Origin of the sequence: Mesorhizobium sp. M1088, assembly GCF_040318575.1 — a bacterium.
In the GTDB taxonomy this organism is placed as follows: Bacteria; Pseudomonadota; Alphaproteobacteria; order Rhizobiales; family Rhizobiaceae; genus Mesorhizobium.
The window spans coordinates 36,827-52,234 of the sequence record NZ_JAMYMO010000030.1 but is presented as its reverse complement, the minus strand read 5'-3'; the positions used below and the strand labels follow the sequence as shown (position 1 = coordinate 52,234).

Annotated in this window: 16 protein-coding genes; 7 read left to right on the top strand and 9 right to left on the bottom strand. The window is 63.2% G+C overall.

Translation table 11 applies throughout. The features are described 5' to 3' along the window. Window positions 1-230 precede the first annotated feature (230 nt). Complete coding sequence (locus NKH49_RS25660; protein ID WP_352469877.1) at window positions 231-1,004, top strand: gamma-glutamyl-gamma-aminobutyrate hydrolase family protein; 774 nt, start codon at window positions 231-233, stop codon at window positions 1,002-1,004. Between the two features lie 14 nt (window positions 1,005-1,018). Here the strand turns inward: NKH49_RS25660 and NKH49_RS25655 are convergent, their stop codons facing one another. The 5 genes from NKH49_RS25655 to NKH49_RS25635 all read right to left on the bottom strand — a co-directional run bounded on the left by NKH49_RS25655 (window position 1,019) and on the right by NKH49_RS25635 (window position 5,126). Beyond that, entirely contained in the window at window positions 1,019-1,414 is a 396-nt protein-coding gene (locus tag NKH49_RS25655) for a hypothetical protein (protein WP_352469876.1), read from the bottom strand. A 154-nt stretch (window positions 1,415-1,568) separates the two neighbouring features. Continuing rightward, window positions 1,569-2,549, bottom strand: coding sequence for a 2-hydroxyacid dehydrogenase (locus tag NKH49_RS25650; RefSeq protein WP_352928452.1), 981 nt, complete (start codon window positions 2,547-2,549; stop codon window positions 1,569-1,571). Continuing rightward, window positions 2,546-3,568 carry a LacI family DNA-binding transcriptional regulator gene (locus NKH49_RS25645; RefSeq protein WP_023676245.1) on the bottom strand — a complete coding sequence of 341 codons (1,023 nt, stop codon included), beginning with the start codon at window positions 3,566-3,568 and terminating at the stop codon, window positions 2,546-2,548. The genes NKH49_RS25650 and NKH49_RS25645 overlap by 4 nt, the downstream gene beginning before the upstream one ends. Before the next feature lie 68 nt (window positions 3,569-3,636). Continuing rightward, a complete protein-coding gene (locus NKH49_RS25640; RefSeq protein ID WP_352928450.1) occupies window positions 3,637-4,521 on the bottom strand; it encodes a DMT family transporter in 885 nt (294 codons plus the stop codon). 197 nt (window positions 4,522-4,718) lie between these two features. Continuing rightward, the gene (locus NKH49_RS25635) at window positions 4,719-5,126 is read right to left on the bottom strand and encodes a DUF2000 family protein (RefSeq protein ID WP_352928448.1); all 408 of its coding nucleotides are present in this window, start codon (window positions 5,124-5,126) and stop codon (window positions 4,719-4,721) included. A gap of 51 nt (window positions 5,127-5,177) precedes the next feature. Between NKH49_RS25635 and NKH49_RS25630 the strand changes: the two genes are divergently transcribed. Next, window positions 5,178-6,050, top strand: coding sequence for an AraC family transcriptional regulator (locus tag NKH49_RS25630; RefSeq protein ID WP_352830586.1), 873 nt, complete (start codon window positions 5,178-5,180; stop codon window positions 6,048-6,050). Window position 6,051: 1 nt separating this feature from the next. Here NKH49_RS25630 and NKH49_RS25625 read toward each other — a convergent pair whose 3' ends face one another. Both NKH49_RS25625 and NKH49_RS25620 read right to left on the bottom strand, forming a co-directional pair. Further along, window positions 6,052-6,534 (bottom strand): MarR family winged helix-turn-helix transcriptional regulator, encoded by a 483-nt coding sequence (locus tag NKH49_RS25625; protein WP_254816029.1) that lies wholly within the window; start codon window positions 6,532-6,534, stop codon window positions 6,052-6,054. Window positions 6,535-6,736: 202 nt separating this feature from the next. Further along, complete coding sequence (locus NKH49_RS25620; RefSeq protein WP_352928446.1) at window positions 6,737-7,459, bottom strand: intradiol ring-cleavage dioxygenase; 723 nt, start codon at window positions 7,457-7,459, stop codon at window positions 6,737-6,739. A gap of 197 nt (window positions 7,460-7,656) precedes the next feature. Between NKH49_RS25620 and NKH49_RS25615 the strand changes: the two genes are divergently transcribed. Continuing rightward, window positions 7,657-8,724: a CobW family GTP-binding protein gene (locus NKH49_RS25615; protein ID WP_352928444.1), complete on the top strand. Its 1,068-nt coding sequence runs from the start codon at window positions 7,657-7,659 to the stop codon at window positions 8,722-8,724. Between the two features lie 144 nt (window positions 8,725-8,868). After that, entirely contained in the window at window positions 8,869-9,843 is a 975-nt protein-coding gene (locus tag NKH49_RS25610) for a WD40 repeat domain-containing protein (protein ID WP_352928442.1), read from the top strand. 8 nt (window positions 9,844-9,851) lie between these two features. Here the strand turns inward: NKH49_RS25610 and NKH49_RS25605 are convergent, their stop codons facing one another. Then, on the bottom strand, window positions 9,852-10,307 hold the full coding sequence (locus NKH49_RS25605) for a hypothetical protein (protein ID WP_352928440.1): 456 nt from the start codon (window positions 10,305-10,307) through the stop codon (window positions 9,852-9,854). Between the two features lie 156 nt (window positions 10,308-10,463). On the opposite strand from NKH49_RS25605, the gene NKH49_RS25600 reads away from it, so the two are divergent. From NKH49_RS25600 to NKH49_RS25590, 3 genes are all read left to right on the top strand, one after another. Continuing rightward, on the top strand, window positions 10,464-11,846 hold the full coding sequence (locus NKH49_RS25600) for an aspartate aminotransferase family protein (protein ID WP_352928438.1): 1,383 nt from the start codon (window positions 10,464-10,466) through the stop codon (window positions 11,844-11,846). Window positions 11,847-11,860: 14 nt separating this feature from the next. Beyond that, window positions 11,861-13,282 carry a glutamine synthetase family protein gene (locus NKH49_RS25595; RefSeq protein ID WP_352928436.1) on the top strand — a complete coding sequence of 474 codons (1,422 nt, stop codon included), beginning with the start codon at window positions 11,861-11,863 and terminating at the stop codon, window positions 13,280-13,282. Window positions 13,283-13,368: 86 nt separating this feature from the next. Further along, window positions 13,369-14,091: a UdgX family uracil-DNA binding protein gene (locus tag NKH49_RS25590; protein ID WP_280952098.1), complete on the top strand. Its 723-nt coding sequence runs from the start codon at window positions 13,369-13,371 to the stop codon at window positions 14,089-14,091. Between the two features lies 1 nt (window position 14,092). On the opposite strand, the gene NKH49_RS25585 is transcribed toward NKH49_RS25590, so the two are convergent. Next, a complete protein-coding gene (locus tag NKH49_RS25585; protein WP_352928434.1) occupies window positions 14,093-15,358 on the bottom strand; it encodes a glycerate kinase type-2 family protein in 1,266 nt (421 codons plus the stop codon). Between the last annotated feature and the right edge of the window lie 50 nt (window positions 15,359-15,408).

Here is a 15,408-nt window from a genome sequence, read left to right as displayed (position 1 = left end):
GGATCGGCTTCGAGCCGACAATACACAGGCAAGGAGTCGAGTCCAGCACGGCAGCCCGGTTTGAGTGGCGCATTTCGGGGAAATTCACGCCGTTGGGGCAGATCTTGCAACTATAGTCTAAGGTCGATTAACTGGCCTACGCGACACGCCGAAACTTGCCATGGAAATGCGCCTTCGGATCGCCTATTTTGCAGGCAGATAATTCGTTGCACCCGATGGGATCCGGACCAATGCACCAGCCGCTCGTCGCCGTATCGACCGATGTCCGCCAGTTCGACAATTACACCTGGCATGCCGCGCCACAGCAATATCTCGAAGCGGCGCTTTCGGGTGCAGGCGTGTTCCCGCTGCTGGTACCGTCCTTCGGCGACCGGCTCGACTTCGACGAACTGCTTTCCGCCGTCGACGGCGTCATGGTCACCGGCTCCAAATCGAACGTTCATCCCTCGCTCTATGGCGGTGACGCCAGCGAAGCCAATGGTCCTTACGACTCCGCCCGCGACGCGACGACGTTGCCGCTGATCCGCCGGGCGGTGGAGCGCGGGGTGCCATTGCTCGCCATCTGCCGCGGCATCCAGGAGATGAATGTGGCGCTGGGTGGCACGTTGGCCACCGAAATCCAGGAACGCGCCGGTTCGCTCGATCATCGTGCGCCGGCAAGCGACAATCAGGACGAACGCTTCGCCATCCGCCAGAGCGTGGCGATAAAACCCGGCAGCTGCCTGGCCGGGGTCTTCGGCGCCGGCGACATCATGGTCAATTCGGTGCATCGCCAGGCCATCGACCGGCTTGGCCCAAAGCTGCAGGTCGAAGCGGTCGCCGCCGACGGCACTGTCGAGGCGGTTTCGGTGCGCGATGCACGGGCTTTCGCTGTCGGCGTCCAGTGGCATCCCGAATACTGGGTCAAATCGGACAGTATCTCGGTAAAGATATTTCGCGCATTCGGCGATGCGGTGCGCCTGCATCAGGCGGCGAAATCGGGTGCGCGCGCAGCCGCGGAATAGTCCTGCCGCGCTCGCTAGTTGCCGGCTGACGCCAGCGTCAGCAGCGGCAGCGCCGGCGCGTAGGATTCGTAACCATCGCCGTCGGCGACTGAGAACATGACGATCGGATCGGTGCCGTTGGCGCTGAAGGTGACCGTGCCGTCATCCTGCTCTCGCCAGAACTTCGCCTGCTCGACGCCGGGCAACACCCGGCGGCAATTTGCTGCGACCGTCAACAGCGACAGGCCTTGCGAAATCTCGGCGCCGCGGCTGACCGCACAAGACCCCTCGTTGCCATGGGCTACCAGCCTGTAGTTGCCGGATGAAAGCGGTGACTCACTGGCCGCACGGCTTTCACCGCTACCGGCGTAAAACAGCTGGGCGCTGCCGAACAGCACAGCGACTGCCATCAATGCAGGAAGCGTCTTCATCCTGGTTCTCCGCGCATTTCAAGCGCGCCGGTTCGAAGAGATCAGGGAGGCGCGCTTCATCTTGCTGTCATGTCCTGTCAGGCGGACATACACTGCGAGGGGACCAGAATGATTCCGAAGGGTTAAGCTGAAGTTAATAGATATGGCAGCCCGCTTACGGCCTTGCCTTGACATTTGCCGTCTCCGGCACCGGCGTCAGCGCCTTGCGCTGCGAAAACCACGAGACCAGATTGTCGACGCAAAGGTCGGCCATGGCGCGGCGCGTATGCTCGGACGCCGAGCCGACATGCGGCAAAAGCGAGGTGTTGGGCGCGGCAAGCAACGCCGCTGGCACATTCGGCTCGTCGGCAAAGACGTCTAGCCCGGCAGCGGCGATGCTGCCGCTGGCAAGTGCGGCGGCAAGGGCTGGTTCGTCGACCGTGCTGCCCCGGCCGATATTGACGAAGACGCCGTTCGGCCCAAGAGCCGAGAGAATTTCGGCATTGACGGCCTTTTCCGTCGAGGCCCCGCCGGGCGCCACCGAGATCAGCGTGTCGACCGCCTCGGCGAGACCTTTCAGCGTCGGGTGATAGTCATAGGACAGGCCTTCGACGCGGCGCCGGTTGTGATAGGCAATGGGCAGCCCAAAAGCGTCGAGCCGGCGGGCAATGGCGAGGCCGATGCGGCCCATGCCAAAGATACCGACATGGCGCCCGCGCAAGGTCAGCCGGCTCAGCGGATAGTTGCCGTTGCGCAGCCAGCTTCCGTCGCGTAGCCAGGCCTCGGCGCGCGGCAGTTCGCGGATGGTATTGATCAACAGGCCGAGCGCCGTATCGGCGACCTCTTCGGTCAGCACATCCGGTGTGTTGGTGACCATGATGCCGCGCTGTGCGGCGTGGCGGACATCGACCGAATCATAGCCGACACCGAAATTGGCGATGATCTCGAGCTTTGGCAGCGCGTCCATCAACGCGGAGCTTATGCCGCCAAAGGCGGCGATGCCGCGCACCGTATGACGCATCTCGTCGGTGACCAGCGACGGATCGGCGCGTTCGATCCGGACGCGGCTGAACGCCCCGTCGATGCGGCCGACCGCATGATCGTTGAACTGGCCCGGCACCAGAATGGCGACAGCCTGCTGTTTGGTTTTTGTCATGCACGTTCCACCGGTTTGCCGGTCGACTGGCGCACATGCAGTTCCGGCTTGATCAGTTCCTGCGACGGCCGCACCGTCTGTCCGTTGAGTTTGTCGAGCAGCGCGCTGGCGGCGCGGCGGCCAACCTCGCGCTGGCCGTTCCAGACGGTGGTTAGCGCAGGCGTCGCGATCGCCGCCTCCTCGAGGTCGTCATAGCCGGTAACGGAGATGTCGATGCCCGGCACCAGCCCGGCGCGCGCGATGCCGTTCATCAGGCCGATGGCGACGAGGTCGTTCCAGCAGCAGGCCGCGGTCGGCCTGTCCTTCAGCGCCAGGAACTGCCCGGCAGCCTCGAACCCGGCCTGCTTGGTGCGCGGGCCGGCGATACGCCAGGACGGCCTGACCTCAAGCCCCGCCGCCTCCATGGCATTGACATATCCCTGATAGCGGTCGCGGCCGGTCGACGTCTGATCGGTACCGCCGATCATTGCGATGCGCTTGTGGCCAAGCGAGATCAGATGGTTGGTGGCAAGCCCGGTGCCGTAGGCATCGTCGCCGCGAAACACCGGCACGTCGGCACCTTCGACGGTGCGTGCAATCAGCACTGCCGGGAGACCGTTCTCCTCGGCCATGATTATGTCTTCGGGCGGCGTGCCGATGGCCGGCGACATGATGACCCCGTCGGCGCCGAGTTGCAGAAGGGTGTCGATGAAGGTGCGTTGTTTCTCGAGTTGGTCGTAGTGGTTCGACAGGATGAAGGTTTGCCGGCTGCGGTCGAGTTCGCTCTCGATCGAACGCAATATCTCGGCAAAGAACGGGTTCATGATGTCGTGGACGACGACGCCGACAATGCCCGAGCGCGAGGTGCGCAAGCTGGCGGCGCGGCGGTTGTAGATATAGCCGATGGCGCGGGCATGTTCCTTGATGCGATCCCGGGTGCCGCCGGCGACCAGCGGGCTGTCGCGCAAGGCCAGCGAGACCGTGGCCGTGGACACGCCGAGCGCATCCGCGATGGTGGAAAGCTTGATCTTCTGTGCCAGCGCCCTGCGCTCCCGAAGCAATTTAAACTGTTTAAAGGCCGGCTCTTATGCCATCGATCCCGCGCAAATCAAAGTTTTTTTGCCAGCGCTTCCGCCTCCGCGTCCAGCGTCGCGCGGTTGCGCACACGAAGCCGGTGCTCGCGGTGGACGATGTAGAGGCCGCTGGCGACGATGACTGTCGCACCGGCCAGCGTCCAGCGGTCGGGAAACTGCTTGAAGACGATCAGGCCGGAGATGATCATCCAGATCATCTGCGAATAGGGATAGGGGGCCAGGGCCGTGGTGGTGGCAAGGCGATAGGCCTGCACAAGAAGCCAATGGCCGATGGCGCCGAAGACGCCCAGCATCAGCAATATGAACCAGTGCCAGCCATCCTGCGGCAGCGAAAGCGAAAACGGCAGTGTCGGCAGCAGCAGAACGGCCGGCGCCAGCGCCGAAAACAGGATGAGGCTTTCCGAGGTTTCCGTAGCCGACATGCGGCGCGTCATGATGACGTAGAAACTGTTCGATAGCATCGAGCCGAGCGCAAAGAGATGGCCGACGCCAAAAACGCCGACGCCCGGCCGGGTGATGATGAGGACGCCGACAAAGCCGCTCATGATCGCCAGCCAGCGCCGCCAGCCGGCCCATTCCCCTAGCAACGGACCGGCAAGCGCGGTGATCACCATCGGGCCGAAGAAGTAGATCGAGGTGGTTTCCGCCAGCTGCAGCGTCCGCAGCGCGAGAATGTTGCATATCGTCGATCCGAACAGGAGCAGACCGCGCGTGAGATGCGCCGGCAGGTTGGCGGGACGAAAGCGCAGCGGCTCACGCCATCCGCGCAGAAAGACGCCGACGATCAGCACATGGACCGCGAAGCGGGTCCAGGCGACGATCAGCGCCGAGACGCCGGCCAGCACAAGGTACTTGCTGCTGGTGTCGAGGAAGGTGAAAAACACATAGACGGAAAGCATGCACAGGATCGCCGCCGGCGATGTCGCGCTTTCGTCTTGTCTTGGGGGAGCATTCAATTTCAGGCCGGACGGGAAGCAAGGCAGTCCCTCACCAATGCGGCAATTGTCGCCTGCGGGCAAGCCAAAACAGGCTGGCACAACGACAGCCGCCGGCAGGCTCAGTTTGTTTCCCAGTGGCCGACCTAGTGGCCGACGACTCAGGCGTGCATGCGGGCGCCCTTGGTGATCTTGTCGACGAGCTTCTTTTCGGCGCGAAGCGCGATGCCGACCACCTTGGCATGCTCCGGCGCAAATTCGGCAAAGACGGCGCGGTTGGCCAGATCATACCCGGTCGAAAACATTTCCTCGACATAGAGCGAAACCGTCACACCACGCTCCAGCGCCCGCCGCTGGACCGCGCCGAGCGTCTGGCCGTCCGCCGAAAGCACGATGACCGGCTGGATCGACAGCGGGTTGTAGATATTGCCGGCGCGATCACGGTAGGGGTCGCCGATAATGTCGGGAAATTGCGCGACGATGCCGCTGGTCAGAAAGGCGGTGACATTGAGCTTTTGCCAGACGGGAAGATCATCCTTGAGCACGATTGCAAATTTCGTATCGAACATGCGACAGTTTCCATCCGAAAAGGGGGCCAATCCGAGGCTGCGAGTGAAGCGATGGCGCACGATCTGGACCGGGAAGCCTTTCAGGGTCTTGGACGTTTGTGCGTGGATGCAGCCGAGAACTGCATCGTACCGGCACCCGGTGCTGCCGGGATGGAACGCATCGAGGCCCGGTTCCACGGCAATGCCTTCGATCTCCATCGCCACGACACCTATGCGATCGGGGTGACGCTTTATGGCGTGCAGCGCTTCCGCTATCGCGGCCAAACGCATCAGAGCCTGCCTGGCCAGATCATTATCCTTCATCCCGACGAACTGCACGATGGCGGTGCCGGCACCGAAGACGGCTTGCGATACAGAATGCTCTATTTGGAGCCGTCCCTGATGCTCGATTGTCTCGGCGGCGGATCACTGCCATTCGTCGGGAATGCCGTGGTGACAGACCGCGATCTCCGGGCGACGCTGCTTTCCGCGCTCGGGCCGTTGAATCAGGAACTGGACGAGCTGTTTGTCGTCGATTTCATGACGCAGCTTATGCAAAGCCTAGCGCGGCACGCCGGTCAGCGGGCGAAACCGGTAGCGAAAACTGCGTGGCGCGCCGCCAGCCTGGCGCGCGACTATCTGGAGGAAAATGTTGCGCGGATTGTACGTTCGCATGAATTGGAGGCGATAACCGGATTGGACCGTTATGCCCTTTCGCGGCATTTCCGCGCCACCTTCTCCACCAGCCCGCACCGGTTCCTGGTGATGCGCCGGCTTCAGCGGGCCCGTCGGATGATCGAAGCCGACGAGCCGCTGGCGCAAATCGCCATCGCAGCCGGCTTCAGTGATCAAAGCCATTTCAATCGGCATTTCAAGAAGGCGTTCGGTGTCACACCGGGACGTTGGTCGGCACTGACGCGGCGGCCGTCAGCGGCGAACGCGTGAGCTATTCAAGCATCTTGTCTTCGATATCCAGTTCGTCATCCGGGAGCACCATTTCGCCGTTCGACAGGTTCGCCTCGACGCGGGCAAGCAGCTTGAACAGCGCTTTCTGGTCCTTCTTGTCGAGACCCTTCAATGCCTGCTTTTCGGTCTTCTTCACCGACTTCTCGATGGCGTGGATGATTTCGCGGCCGGTGTCGGTGAGGAAAATATGCGCCTGGCGGGCATCGGCGGACGAGGCCCGCTTCTCCAGAAAGCCCTGCGCCTGCAGCCGGTTGATGGTCTTGGTGATGGTTGGCGGCCGCACGCCGAGGCGGCCGGCAAGGTTGCCGGGCGTCTGCCCATCCTCGCGGTCGAGCGCCAGCATGATCTGGTCCTGGCCGGCATAGAAACCATGCGCCAGAAGCCGGGCGGCGAGCGCCGTGCGCGCCAGCCGCGCCGCCGAATGCAGCCGGCTCATTGTTGCAGTCTTGTCCGCCTTGGCCATGCTCATCCCTCCTCGGCCGAACCGGAACGGCCAGCATAGAAGCAGGCCGCCGATTGGCAATGACGATCGAAACATTCCGGCTCGGAAAATAGCTTTGCCGGCAAGCTTCGCGGTGTTCGCCGTGGCTAATGCCAGATGTTTATTTCAGTTAGATGACAAACGACTTTCCGCAATGGCTGGATGGGGACGTGACGAGGTGTTCTCAACCAGGTTTCACCGCGACCACCATCAACGCCTGATAGGCGTCCGCCATTTCCCGCAGCGCTGCCTGCGACAGCGGCCCGGCCTGCCGCGCAATGCCGTCCCGCGCGTTCGATGTATCGCGTTTGCCGGGGCGATCTTTATAGGGCGCGACGGTGGCGAATATCTGCTCGCTGAGGCTGTCGGGGAAGAACATCTGGCCGGTCATCACCGAGCGGTCGTCGGGGAAGATCTTGAAATGGATGTGGGTGGTGCGGCCACGATACCAGCCGGGATAGATGGTGGCGAAAGAAGCGATGCCGCTTTCATCGGTTCTCTGCCAGCCGCGGAGAAAGCTCTGGCCGGACGTGTCGATATCCTGCCCGTCGCCCTGTCCGGGATATCCGGAATAGGCGCCCTGGGCATCGCAATGCCAGATATCGACGCGTGCGCCGGGAAGCGGCCGGCAGGCGGCGTCGACGATTTGCAGCCGCACATTGAGGGCGATGCCCTTCTTGCCCTCGGTGATGTCGGCGCGTTCGAGCTTCGGGTCGAAATAGAACGGCCCTTCTGTGACCTCGGGCGTGATGGTGCAGACACCGGCACCGGCTTCAAACAAAGCAAGCCCGGCATAGGGCGAAACCTGCCCGGCCCTTGCACCGGCGGGCAGGAATATGCCGCCAGCGGTAACCGCAACGAGACCGAGCGCCTGCCGACGGCTCAGTGGCAAGGACTTGTCGGACATCTGGCGCCTCTTCAACGCGAACAGCTCCGTAAATGACCCCGCCTGTCTAGGGCCCGCTGTCAGGCGGCGCCAATGAAAGTTCGGTAATGTGAGGAAAGTTCAGCAATACCAGCCCCTCTTTGGCCCACCGGTTTGCCTCGTGCAAAAGCCGAGCACACATCCTATATGGAGCCGACAATCCCTATTCGAGGCACAATATGAGCGACGCACAGACGCAGATCCCCGTAACCGTCCTCACCGGCTATCTCGGCGCCGGCAAGACGACACTGCTCAACCGCATCCTTTCGGAAAACCATGGCAAGCGCTACGCCGTCATCGTCAATGAATTCGGCGAGATCGGCATCGACAACGAGCTGATTGTGGAATCCGACGAGGAAATATACGAGATGAACAATGGCTGCGTCTGCTGCACCGTGCGCGGCGACCTGATCCGCGTCGTCGAAGGCCTGATGCGCAGGCCTGGCCGCTTCGACGCCATCGTCGTCGAGACCACAGGCCTCGCCGATCCCGTGCCGGTGGCGCAAACCTTCTTCATGGACGACGACGTGCGTTCCAAGACCAGGCTCGATGCGGTGGTGGCGCTGGTCGACGCCAAGCACTTGCCGCTGCGCCTCAAGGATTCCCGCGAGGCCGAGGACCAGATCGCCTTTGCCGATGTCGTCGTGCTCAACAAGACCGATCTGGTCACCCCCGAAGAGCTGAGCAAGGTGGAGGCGACGATCCGCGCCATCAACCCGGCGGCACGAATCCATCGCACCACACGCGCCAGCGTGGCGCTGTCCGAGGTGCTCGATCGCGGTGCGTTCGACCTGTCCCGGGCGCTGGAGAACGATCCGCACTTCCTCGAGGCGCATGACGATCCCGACCATCATGATCATGATCATGACCACCATCACCATGATCACGACGGCCATGATCACCACGATCATGACGGGCATCATCATGCGCACCCTTCCGACATCCATGACGTGACTGTGCAGTCGGTGTCGCTGCGCGGCGGCGAGATGGACCCGAAAAAGTTCTTCCCGTGGATCGAGAAGGTCACCCAGATGGAAGGCCCGAACATCCTGCGGCTGAAAGGGATCATTGCGCTGAAAGGCGATGACGAGCGCTATGTCATCCAGGGTGTGCACATGATCATCGAGGGCGACCACCAGCGCGCCTGGAAGGACGACGAGAAGCACGAGAGCCGGCTGGTGTTCATCGGCCGCGAACTCGACGCCGAGCGACTGAAGACAAGCTTCGAGGCCTGCCAGGCCGCTTGATTTAGCTGCCCTTTCTTCCTTCTGAGAGAAGTGCAGCCTAAACGCTGGCGGTCTCTCCTCACCACGATCCGAAGCACGGGTTGAGACCCGCAGCTCAACCCCTTAAGGGTGAGGCAGCAGAAATCTCGAACGGAATGATCTCTCATGCCGACAGTCGCCCCGCTCGATCTCGAAGGCCACTGCCTCGCCGCCGTGTTTCTCGGCGACGTGCCGCATTTTGCGCTGGCCGACGGCACAATCCATCGGCTCGACCATGGCCACAAGACGGTGCAGGCCAATGACGGAATGCTCGCCGCCTTCCATGATGCGGCAAACGACCGATTGATCACCGGTGGTGAGGACGGCAGGATCTTTGCCGTGACCCCAGGCGGCAATACAACGGAATTGGCGACCGCAGGCAAAAAATGGATAACCAGCGTCGCCGCCGGGCCGCAAGGCGCTGTTGCCTATGCTTCGGGCAAGATTGCCTATGTGCGTTTTGCCGACGGCAAGACCAGGGAATTCTTGCATCCGCGCTCGGTCGAGGGGCTGGCCTTCTCGCCCAAAGGCATGCGCTTCGGCGTTGCCCGCTACAATGGCGCGACGCTGCACTTCCCGGCTGCCGACGGCAAGCCGGTCGAGCTCGAATGGGCCGGCGCCCACACCGGCATCACCTTCTCGCCGGACGGCGGCTTCGTCGTCACCTCCATGCAGGAAAACGCGCTGCATGGCTGGAAGCTCGCCGACGGCAAGCACATGCGCATGTCCGGCTACCCCGGCAAGGTGAAAAGCCTGTCGTGGAGCGCCAAGGGCAAATGGCTGGCGAGTTCCGGCGCACCGGCGGCGATCGTCTGGCCGTTTTCCGGCAAAGACGGGCCGATGGGCAAGGCGCCGCTGGAACTCGGCACGCGCGGCAATGCGATGGTCACCTCCGTCGCCTGTCACCCGAGCCAGGACGTCGTTGCTATCGGCTATGATGACGGGATGGTGATGGCGGTGCGCTTCGCCGACGCCAAGGAAGTGCTGTTGCGCCGGCCGGGCAAGGGCGCCGTCACTTCGATGATGTGGGACAAGGAAGAGCGCCGCGTCGCCTTTGGCAGCGCTGCGGGCGACTGCGGCGTCATCGATATTTCGGCGTAGCCTGTTACTTACTCGGCTCCGCAAGATACTTTGCCGGTCAATTCAGCCTGCTTGCCGTCCTTTTCGGCATCGGCCGTTACATCATGGATTGAGAGCAAATAGCGACCGTCATAGACGCCTTCGTCGCTGGCCTTGGTCAGGATCGCCAGTTCGAAATAGCCGTAGGCGTTTTCGACCTGCCGTTCGTGGTAGACGAGCAGCCGCAATTCCTTGTTGTCGAGCCAATATTGCGTGAGGTTCTGATCCTCGAACACCGTCTTGCGCAGACTGTCGGCAGCCGGCCTGCCCAGAATCTCGAGCTCACCGCTAAAATTGAAGGTCGGCCCGCCCATGCCTCTGGTGACCCCGGCACCGACCTGAAATTTGACGGCTGCATCCTCGGCGGAACACCAGATGCCGCCGGACGCCAGAGCCGCACCAACCGACGACAGCAGCGTTGTTGCGCAGACGATCGCCCGCACCATCTTATCCCCTCCAGCCGAAGTACCATTGGCGCCCGAAGGCGGCTCGCGGTCAAGCGCCTGTTTTCATGCAAATGACGCTGACCCAACACAGGGCAGCCGCCCGGCCAATTGCGGTAGCGGCCGCCGATTGTCTAATGTGCGACTGAGAGGGCCGCCATGAACGTCATGAACCATTCAAAGACTTCCATCGGCGGCATCGGCCCGGCCCGGATCGCCGAGTTGCGCGAGACCGAGGCAGAAGCCTTCCGCCGGGCGCGGCCGAAATCGATGGCGAAAATCGGCAACGGCCTGCCCGGCTTCTTCGGTGGCGTGCCGATGCATTGGATGAACGACTGGCCGACGCCGTTCCCGATCCTCGTCGATAGTGCCAGGGGCGCCACCATCAGAGATATCGACGGCAACCGGCTCGACGATTTCTGTCTTGGCGACACCGGTTCGATGTTCGGTCATTCGCCGCCGCCCGTCGCCCGCGCCATCCGCCGGCAGGCCGGACGCGGCCTGACCTACATGCTGCCTGCCGAGAACGCGCTCGCCATCGGGCCGTTGCTGCAGCAGCGCTTCGGTTTGCTGTCGTGGCAGATCGCGACGACGGCGACCGATGCCAACCGCTTCGCGCTGCGGGTTGCCCGCGCCGTTACCGGCCGGGAGAAGATACTGGTCTTCAACGGCTGCTATCATGGCTCGGTCGACGAGACGATGGTGCGGCTGGTCGCCGGGAAAACGGTGAATCGACCGGGACTGGCCGGCGAGTTCCGCGACCTGACGCGGGCGACTGATGTCGTCGAGTTCAACGATCTGCCGGCGCTCGACGCAGCACTCCGGGGCAACGATGTCGCCTGCGTCATCGCCGAGCCGGTGCTGACCAATTCCTGCATGGTGCTGCCCGAAGCCGGCTTTCATGATGGCTTGCGGCGTCTCACCCGTGCGACCGGCACGCTGCTTCTAATCGACGAGACGCATACAATCTCGACCGGTCCCGGCGGCTATACAAGCAAATACGGGCTGGAGCCGGACCTGTTCGTGCTGGGCAAGCCGATTGCCGGCGGCGTACCGGCGAGCGTCTGGGGCATGAGCGAAGACGTTGCGGCCCGCTATGCCGCTTATATCAGCCGGAAAGAGCCCGGCTACTCCGGCATGGGGACAACGCTGTCGGCCAATCCGCTGCAATTCGCAGCGATGCGCGCCACGCTCGAATACGTCATGACCGACGAGAACTACAGCCATATGGACCATCTGGCGCGGCGGCTCGACGCCGGGCTGACCGCCGTCATCGATCGCTATCGTCTGCCCTGGCATGTTGCTCGCGTCGGTGCCCGTGTCGAGTTCATCTGCGCGCCGGGCCCGCTGAGGAACGGCGGCGATGCGGAAGCTGCGCACGTGCCGGAGCTCGAGGCGGCAATCCATGTCGCGCTGGTCAATCGCGGCGTGCTGATCGCACCCTTCCACAACATGATGCTGATCTCTCCTGCGACCAGCGCCGCCCAGGTGAACCGGCTGATCACTGCCTTCGGCGCGGTTGCGGCAAAGCTTACGGCGTGAGACAAGCTTGCGGCATGAAACAAGCGCCCAAGCAAAGTTTGAACCTGGTCACGGCATCCCCTTCGGGCTCGACGCCCGCCGAGGCGCAGGCCTTTCTCGACGCTCATCCCGAGATCGAAGCGTTTGACATCGTGCTGACCGACGCCAATGGCGTCGGTCGCGGCAAGATCGTGCGCCGGCATGAGTTGATAAGCATCTTCGAGGGGGGCCGGCACATGCCGATCTCGATCCTCGGCCTCGACATCACCGGCGAGGATGTTCACGAGACCGGGCTGATCTGGACGACGGGCGACGGCGACCTGCGGGCGTGGCCGATCCCCGGCACACTGGTGCCGCTGTTCGGCACCCAGCCGCCGCGCGGCCAGGTGCTGATGGCGATGTACCATCTCGATGGCCAGCCGATGTCGTCCGACCCGCGGCTGGCACTCGCCCGCCAGGTAGACATCCTCGCGGCCAAGGGCCTGCATCCGGCCGGTGCCTTCGAGCTCGAATTCTTCCTGCTCGCCAACGAGCGCGATGCCGAAGGCAAGGTGCAGCCGGCGCACGCGGTGCTTGACGGACGCCGCTCGGCCAAGACGGAGGTCTATTCCGTCGACCATCTGCACGGCATGGAGCCGCTGTTTTCCGACATCTACGCCGCAGCCAAGGTGCAAGGCATCCCGGCCGAGACGGTCATCTCGGAATATGCGCCCGGCCAGTACGAGCTGACGCTCAACTACCGCAAGGATGTGATGCGGGCGGCCGACGATCTCGTCATGCTCAAGCGACTGGTGCGGGCGCAGGCGCGCCGTCATGGTGTCACCGCTTGCTTCATGGCCAAGCCGATCGAGAAATATGCCGGCTCGGGCATGCATTTTCATGTCTCGCTGCTGGACGATGCCGGCAAGAATGTCTTTGCCGAAACCGGCGGCGAAAGCTGGTCGCTGCCGCTGCTGCGCGGCCTCGGCGGACTGATCCAGACGATGGCGGAATCGATGCTGGTCTTCGCGCCGCATGCCAATTCATGGCGGCGCTTCGTCTCGCAATCCTATGCGCCGGTGGCGCCGACCTGGGGCGTCAACAACCGTTCGGTGGCACTGCGTGTGCCGGCCGGCGATGCCAGGAACCGCCGCATCGAGCACCGGCCATCGGGCGTCGACGCGAATCCTTACCTGGTGGCGGCAACGGTGCTGGCCGGTGTCGTCAAAGGCCTCGACGAAGGCCTCGATCCCGGTCCCGAAACCACCGGCAATGGCTACGAATCAGCCGTCACGCGCACGACGATGCCGGTCGACTGGCGTGCCGCGATCGAGGCGGCAAGGGCGTCGACCTTCCTCAAGGGCGCATTGGGCGAAGACCTGCACCGGACGTTCGTGGCGATCAAGCAGTCGGAATATCTGCGCGTGGCGCGCACGGTCAGCGAACTGGATTATCACCTCTATCTGCACGAGGTGTAGGGCATCACATCGTCGGCCATCCGCCGGTGAAGGCCCATGCGGAATAATTTCAGCGGAACCTTCGGCGGGCTTTGCTCATTGCGTGTCTGATTGCAGGAGCGAGCAAGGCCGCCTTAGTCATGATCGCCAGGATGCAGACAACCCCGACGCCGCACCATGCCAAAGTGCAGGCAAGACGCTTGCCTGCAAGCAAGTCTCCGGAAACGACAGAAATCGACGCCAGGACGATTCCTGAACTGCGCGAAACGGCCAAGATCTGCCGCCGCTGTCCGCTATGGCACGACGCCACGCAGACCGTGTTCGGTGAAGGCCCTGATAAAGCCAAGGTGATCTTCGTCGGCGAACAGCCGGGCGACCAGGAGGACCTGGCGGGCAAGCCCTTCGTCGGTCCGGCGGGCAAGGTGTTCGACGCGATCCTGGACGATGCCGGCGTCGATCGGCTGAAAGTCTACGTCACCAACGCGGTCAAGCATTTCAAGTTCGAGCCGCGAGGCAAGCGGCGCATCCACTCCAAGCCGAACGCCGGCGAGGTGCAGGCTTGCCGCTGGTGGCTCGACAAGGAAATCGATCTGATCAAGCCCAATCTGGCGGTGGCGCTCGGCGCAACGGCGGCGCAGGCGCTGCTTGGCAAGGTGGTGCCGATCATGAAGATGCGTGGGGCCGTCGTGGAGCGCGACGATGGCTTGCGTGTCTTCGTCACCATCCATCCGTCCTTCATCCTGCGCATTCGTGAGCCGGCGGACAAGCAGGCAGAACGCGACCGGTTCCTGCAGGATATGAGAGCGGTGAAAAAGCTGATGGCCGCCTGAGCTATTTGATCAATATCGCCCGGAGATCGTTGACGTTTGTGCCGGTCGGACCGGGTGCGAAAAGGTCATCTACGGCATTGAATGCCGTCCAGGCGTTGTTGCCGGCAAGCATGGCCTTGGCATCGATGCCCGCCTTATGCATCCGCGACACTGTCGAGCCGTCGGCGAAGGCGCCGGCATTGTCTTCCGAACCGTCTATGCCGTCGGTGTCGGCGGCCAGTGCGTGGACGCCCGCCATGCCGCTGATCCCAATGGCGAAGGCGAGCAGGAATTCCGAGTTGCGGCCGCCTTTGCCTTCCGCGCGCAAGGTCACGGTCGTCTCGCCGCCCGACAGGATCAGCACCGGTTTTGCGAATGGCCGGTTGCGCCTCGCCACTTCGCGCGCGATTGCAGCGTGGACGCCGCCGACCTCACGTGCCTCGCCCTCGATGGAATCGGAGAGAATGACCGCTTCGATACCTTGGTACCTGGCTTCGGCCGCAGCCGCTTCCAGCGATACGCCGGCCGAGGCGATCAGATGTACCTCGTTGCGCGAAAAACGCGGATCATCGACGCGCGGTGCATCGGCGGCCGGCGAATTGATGTGCGCCATCACTGAAGCCGGTAGTTTCATGTCATAGGCGGCGATCGACGCTAATGCATCTTCGCGGCTGCCGGAATCGGGAACGGTCGGGCCGGAAGCGACCAGCGCCGGGTTATCGCCCGGAATGTCGGAGACCACCAGCGACACCACCTTGGCTGGATAGGCAGCGGCCGCCAGCCTGCCGCCCTTGATCGTGGAAACATGTTTACGGATGGTGTTCATCGCGGCGATCGGCGCGCCGGAGGCGAGCAGCGCCTCGTTGACGGCGATCTCATCGGCCAGCGTCAGACCTTCGGCAGGTGACGGCAGCAGCGCCGAGCCGCCGCCCGAAATGAGCGCCACGACGAGGTCGTCCGCAGTCAGTCCCTGGACCTTTTCGAGCAGCCGCCGGGAAGCTTCTAGCCCCGCGGCATCCGGCACCGGATGCGCCGCCTCGATGATCTCGATGCGCCGGCAGGCCGCGCCATAGCCGTAGCGGGTGACGACCAGCCCTTCGATCGGCCGGTCCCACACTTTCTCGAAAGCCGCCGCCATCTGCGCCGAGCCTTTTCCTGCACCGATGACGATGGTCCGTCCCTTCGGCCTTGCGGGCAAATGATCCTTGATCGTCCTCTGGGGATCGGCGGCGGCAACGGCGGCGTTGAAGATCGAAATGAGAAAGGACTTGGGATCGAGCGCGGTCATACTGAGCTACCACGGACGCTGTGCGAGCTTCTGCGGCGTTTGCGCTGCCC

Excerpts from the sequence above, each read along its gene's own strand:
- NKH49_RS25660 (WP_352469877.1), top strand. The coding sequence starts at position 231 with ATGCACCAGCCGCTCGTCGCCGTATCGACCGATGTCCGCCAGTTCGAC.
- NKH49_RS25655 (WP_352469876.1), bottom strand. The coding sequence starts at position 1,414 with ATGAAGACGCTTCCTGCATTGATGGCAGTCGCTGTGCTGTTCGGCAGC.
- NKH49_RS25650 (WP_352928452.1), bottom strand. The coding sequence starts at position 2,549 with ATGACAAAAACCAAACAGCAGGCTGTCGCCATTCTGGTGCCGGGCCAG.
- NKH49_RS25640 (WP_352928450.1), bottom strand. The coding sequence starts at position 4,521 with ATGCTTTCCGTCTATGTGTTTTTCACCTTCCTCGACACCAGCAGCAAG.
- NKH49_RS25635 (WP_352928448.1), bottom strand. The coding sequence starts at position 5,126 with ATGTTCGATACGAAATTTGCAATCGTGCTCAAGGATGATCTTCCCGTC.
- NKH49_RS25630 (WP_352830586.1), top strand. The coding sequence starts at position 5,178 with ATGGCGCACGATCTGGACCGGGAAGCCTTTCAGGGTCTTGGACGTTTG.
- NKH49_RS25625 (WP_254816029.1), bottom strand. The coding sequence starts at position 6,534 with ATGGCCAAGGCGGACAAGACTGCAACAATGAGCCGGCTGCATTCGGCG.
- NKH49_RS25620 (WP_352928446.1), bottom strand. The coding sequence starts at position 7,459 with ATGTCCGACAAGTCCTTGCCACTGAGCCGTCGGCAGGCGCTCGGTCTC.
- NKH49_RS25615 (WP_352928444.1), top strand. The coding sequence starts at position 7,657 with ATGAGCGACGCACAGACGCAGATCCCCGTAACCGTCCTCACCGGCTAT.
- NKH49_RS25610 (WP_352928442.1), top strand. The coding sequence starts at position 8,869 with ATGCCGACAGTCGCCCCGCTCGATCTCGAAGGCCACTGCCTCGCCGCC.
- NKH49_RS25605 (WP_352928440.1), bottom strand. The coding sequence starts at position 10,307 with ATGGTGCGGGCGATCGTCTGCGCAACAACGCTGCTGTCGTCGGTTGGT.
- NKH49_RS25600 (WP_352928438.1), top strand. The coding sequence starts at position 10,464 with ATGAACGTCATGAACCATTCAAAGACTTCCATCGGCGGCATCGGCCCG.
- NKH49_RS25595 (WP_352928436.1), top strand. The coding sequence starts at position 11,861 with ATGAAACAAGCGCCCAAGCAAAGTTTGAACCTGGTCACGGCATCCCCT.
- NKH49_RS25585 (WP_352928434.1), bottom strand. The coding sequence starts at position 15,358 with ATGACCGCGCTCGATCCCAAGTCCTTTCTCATTTCGATCTTCAACGCC.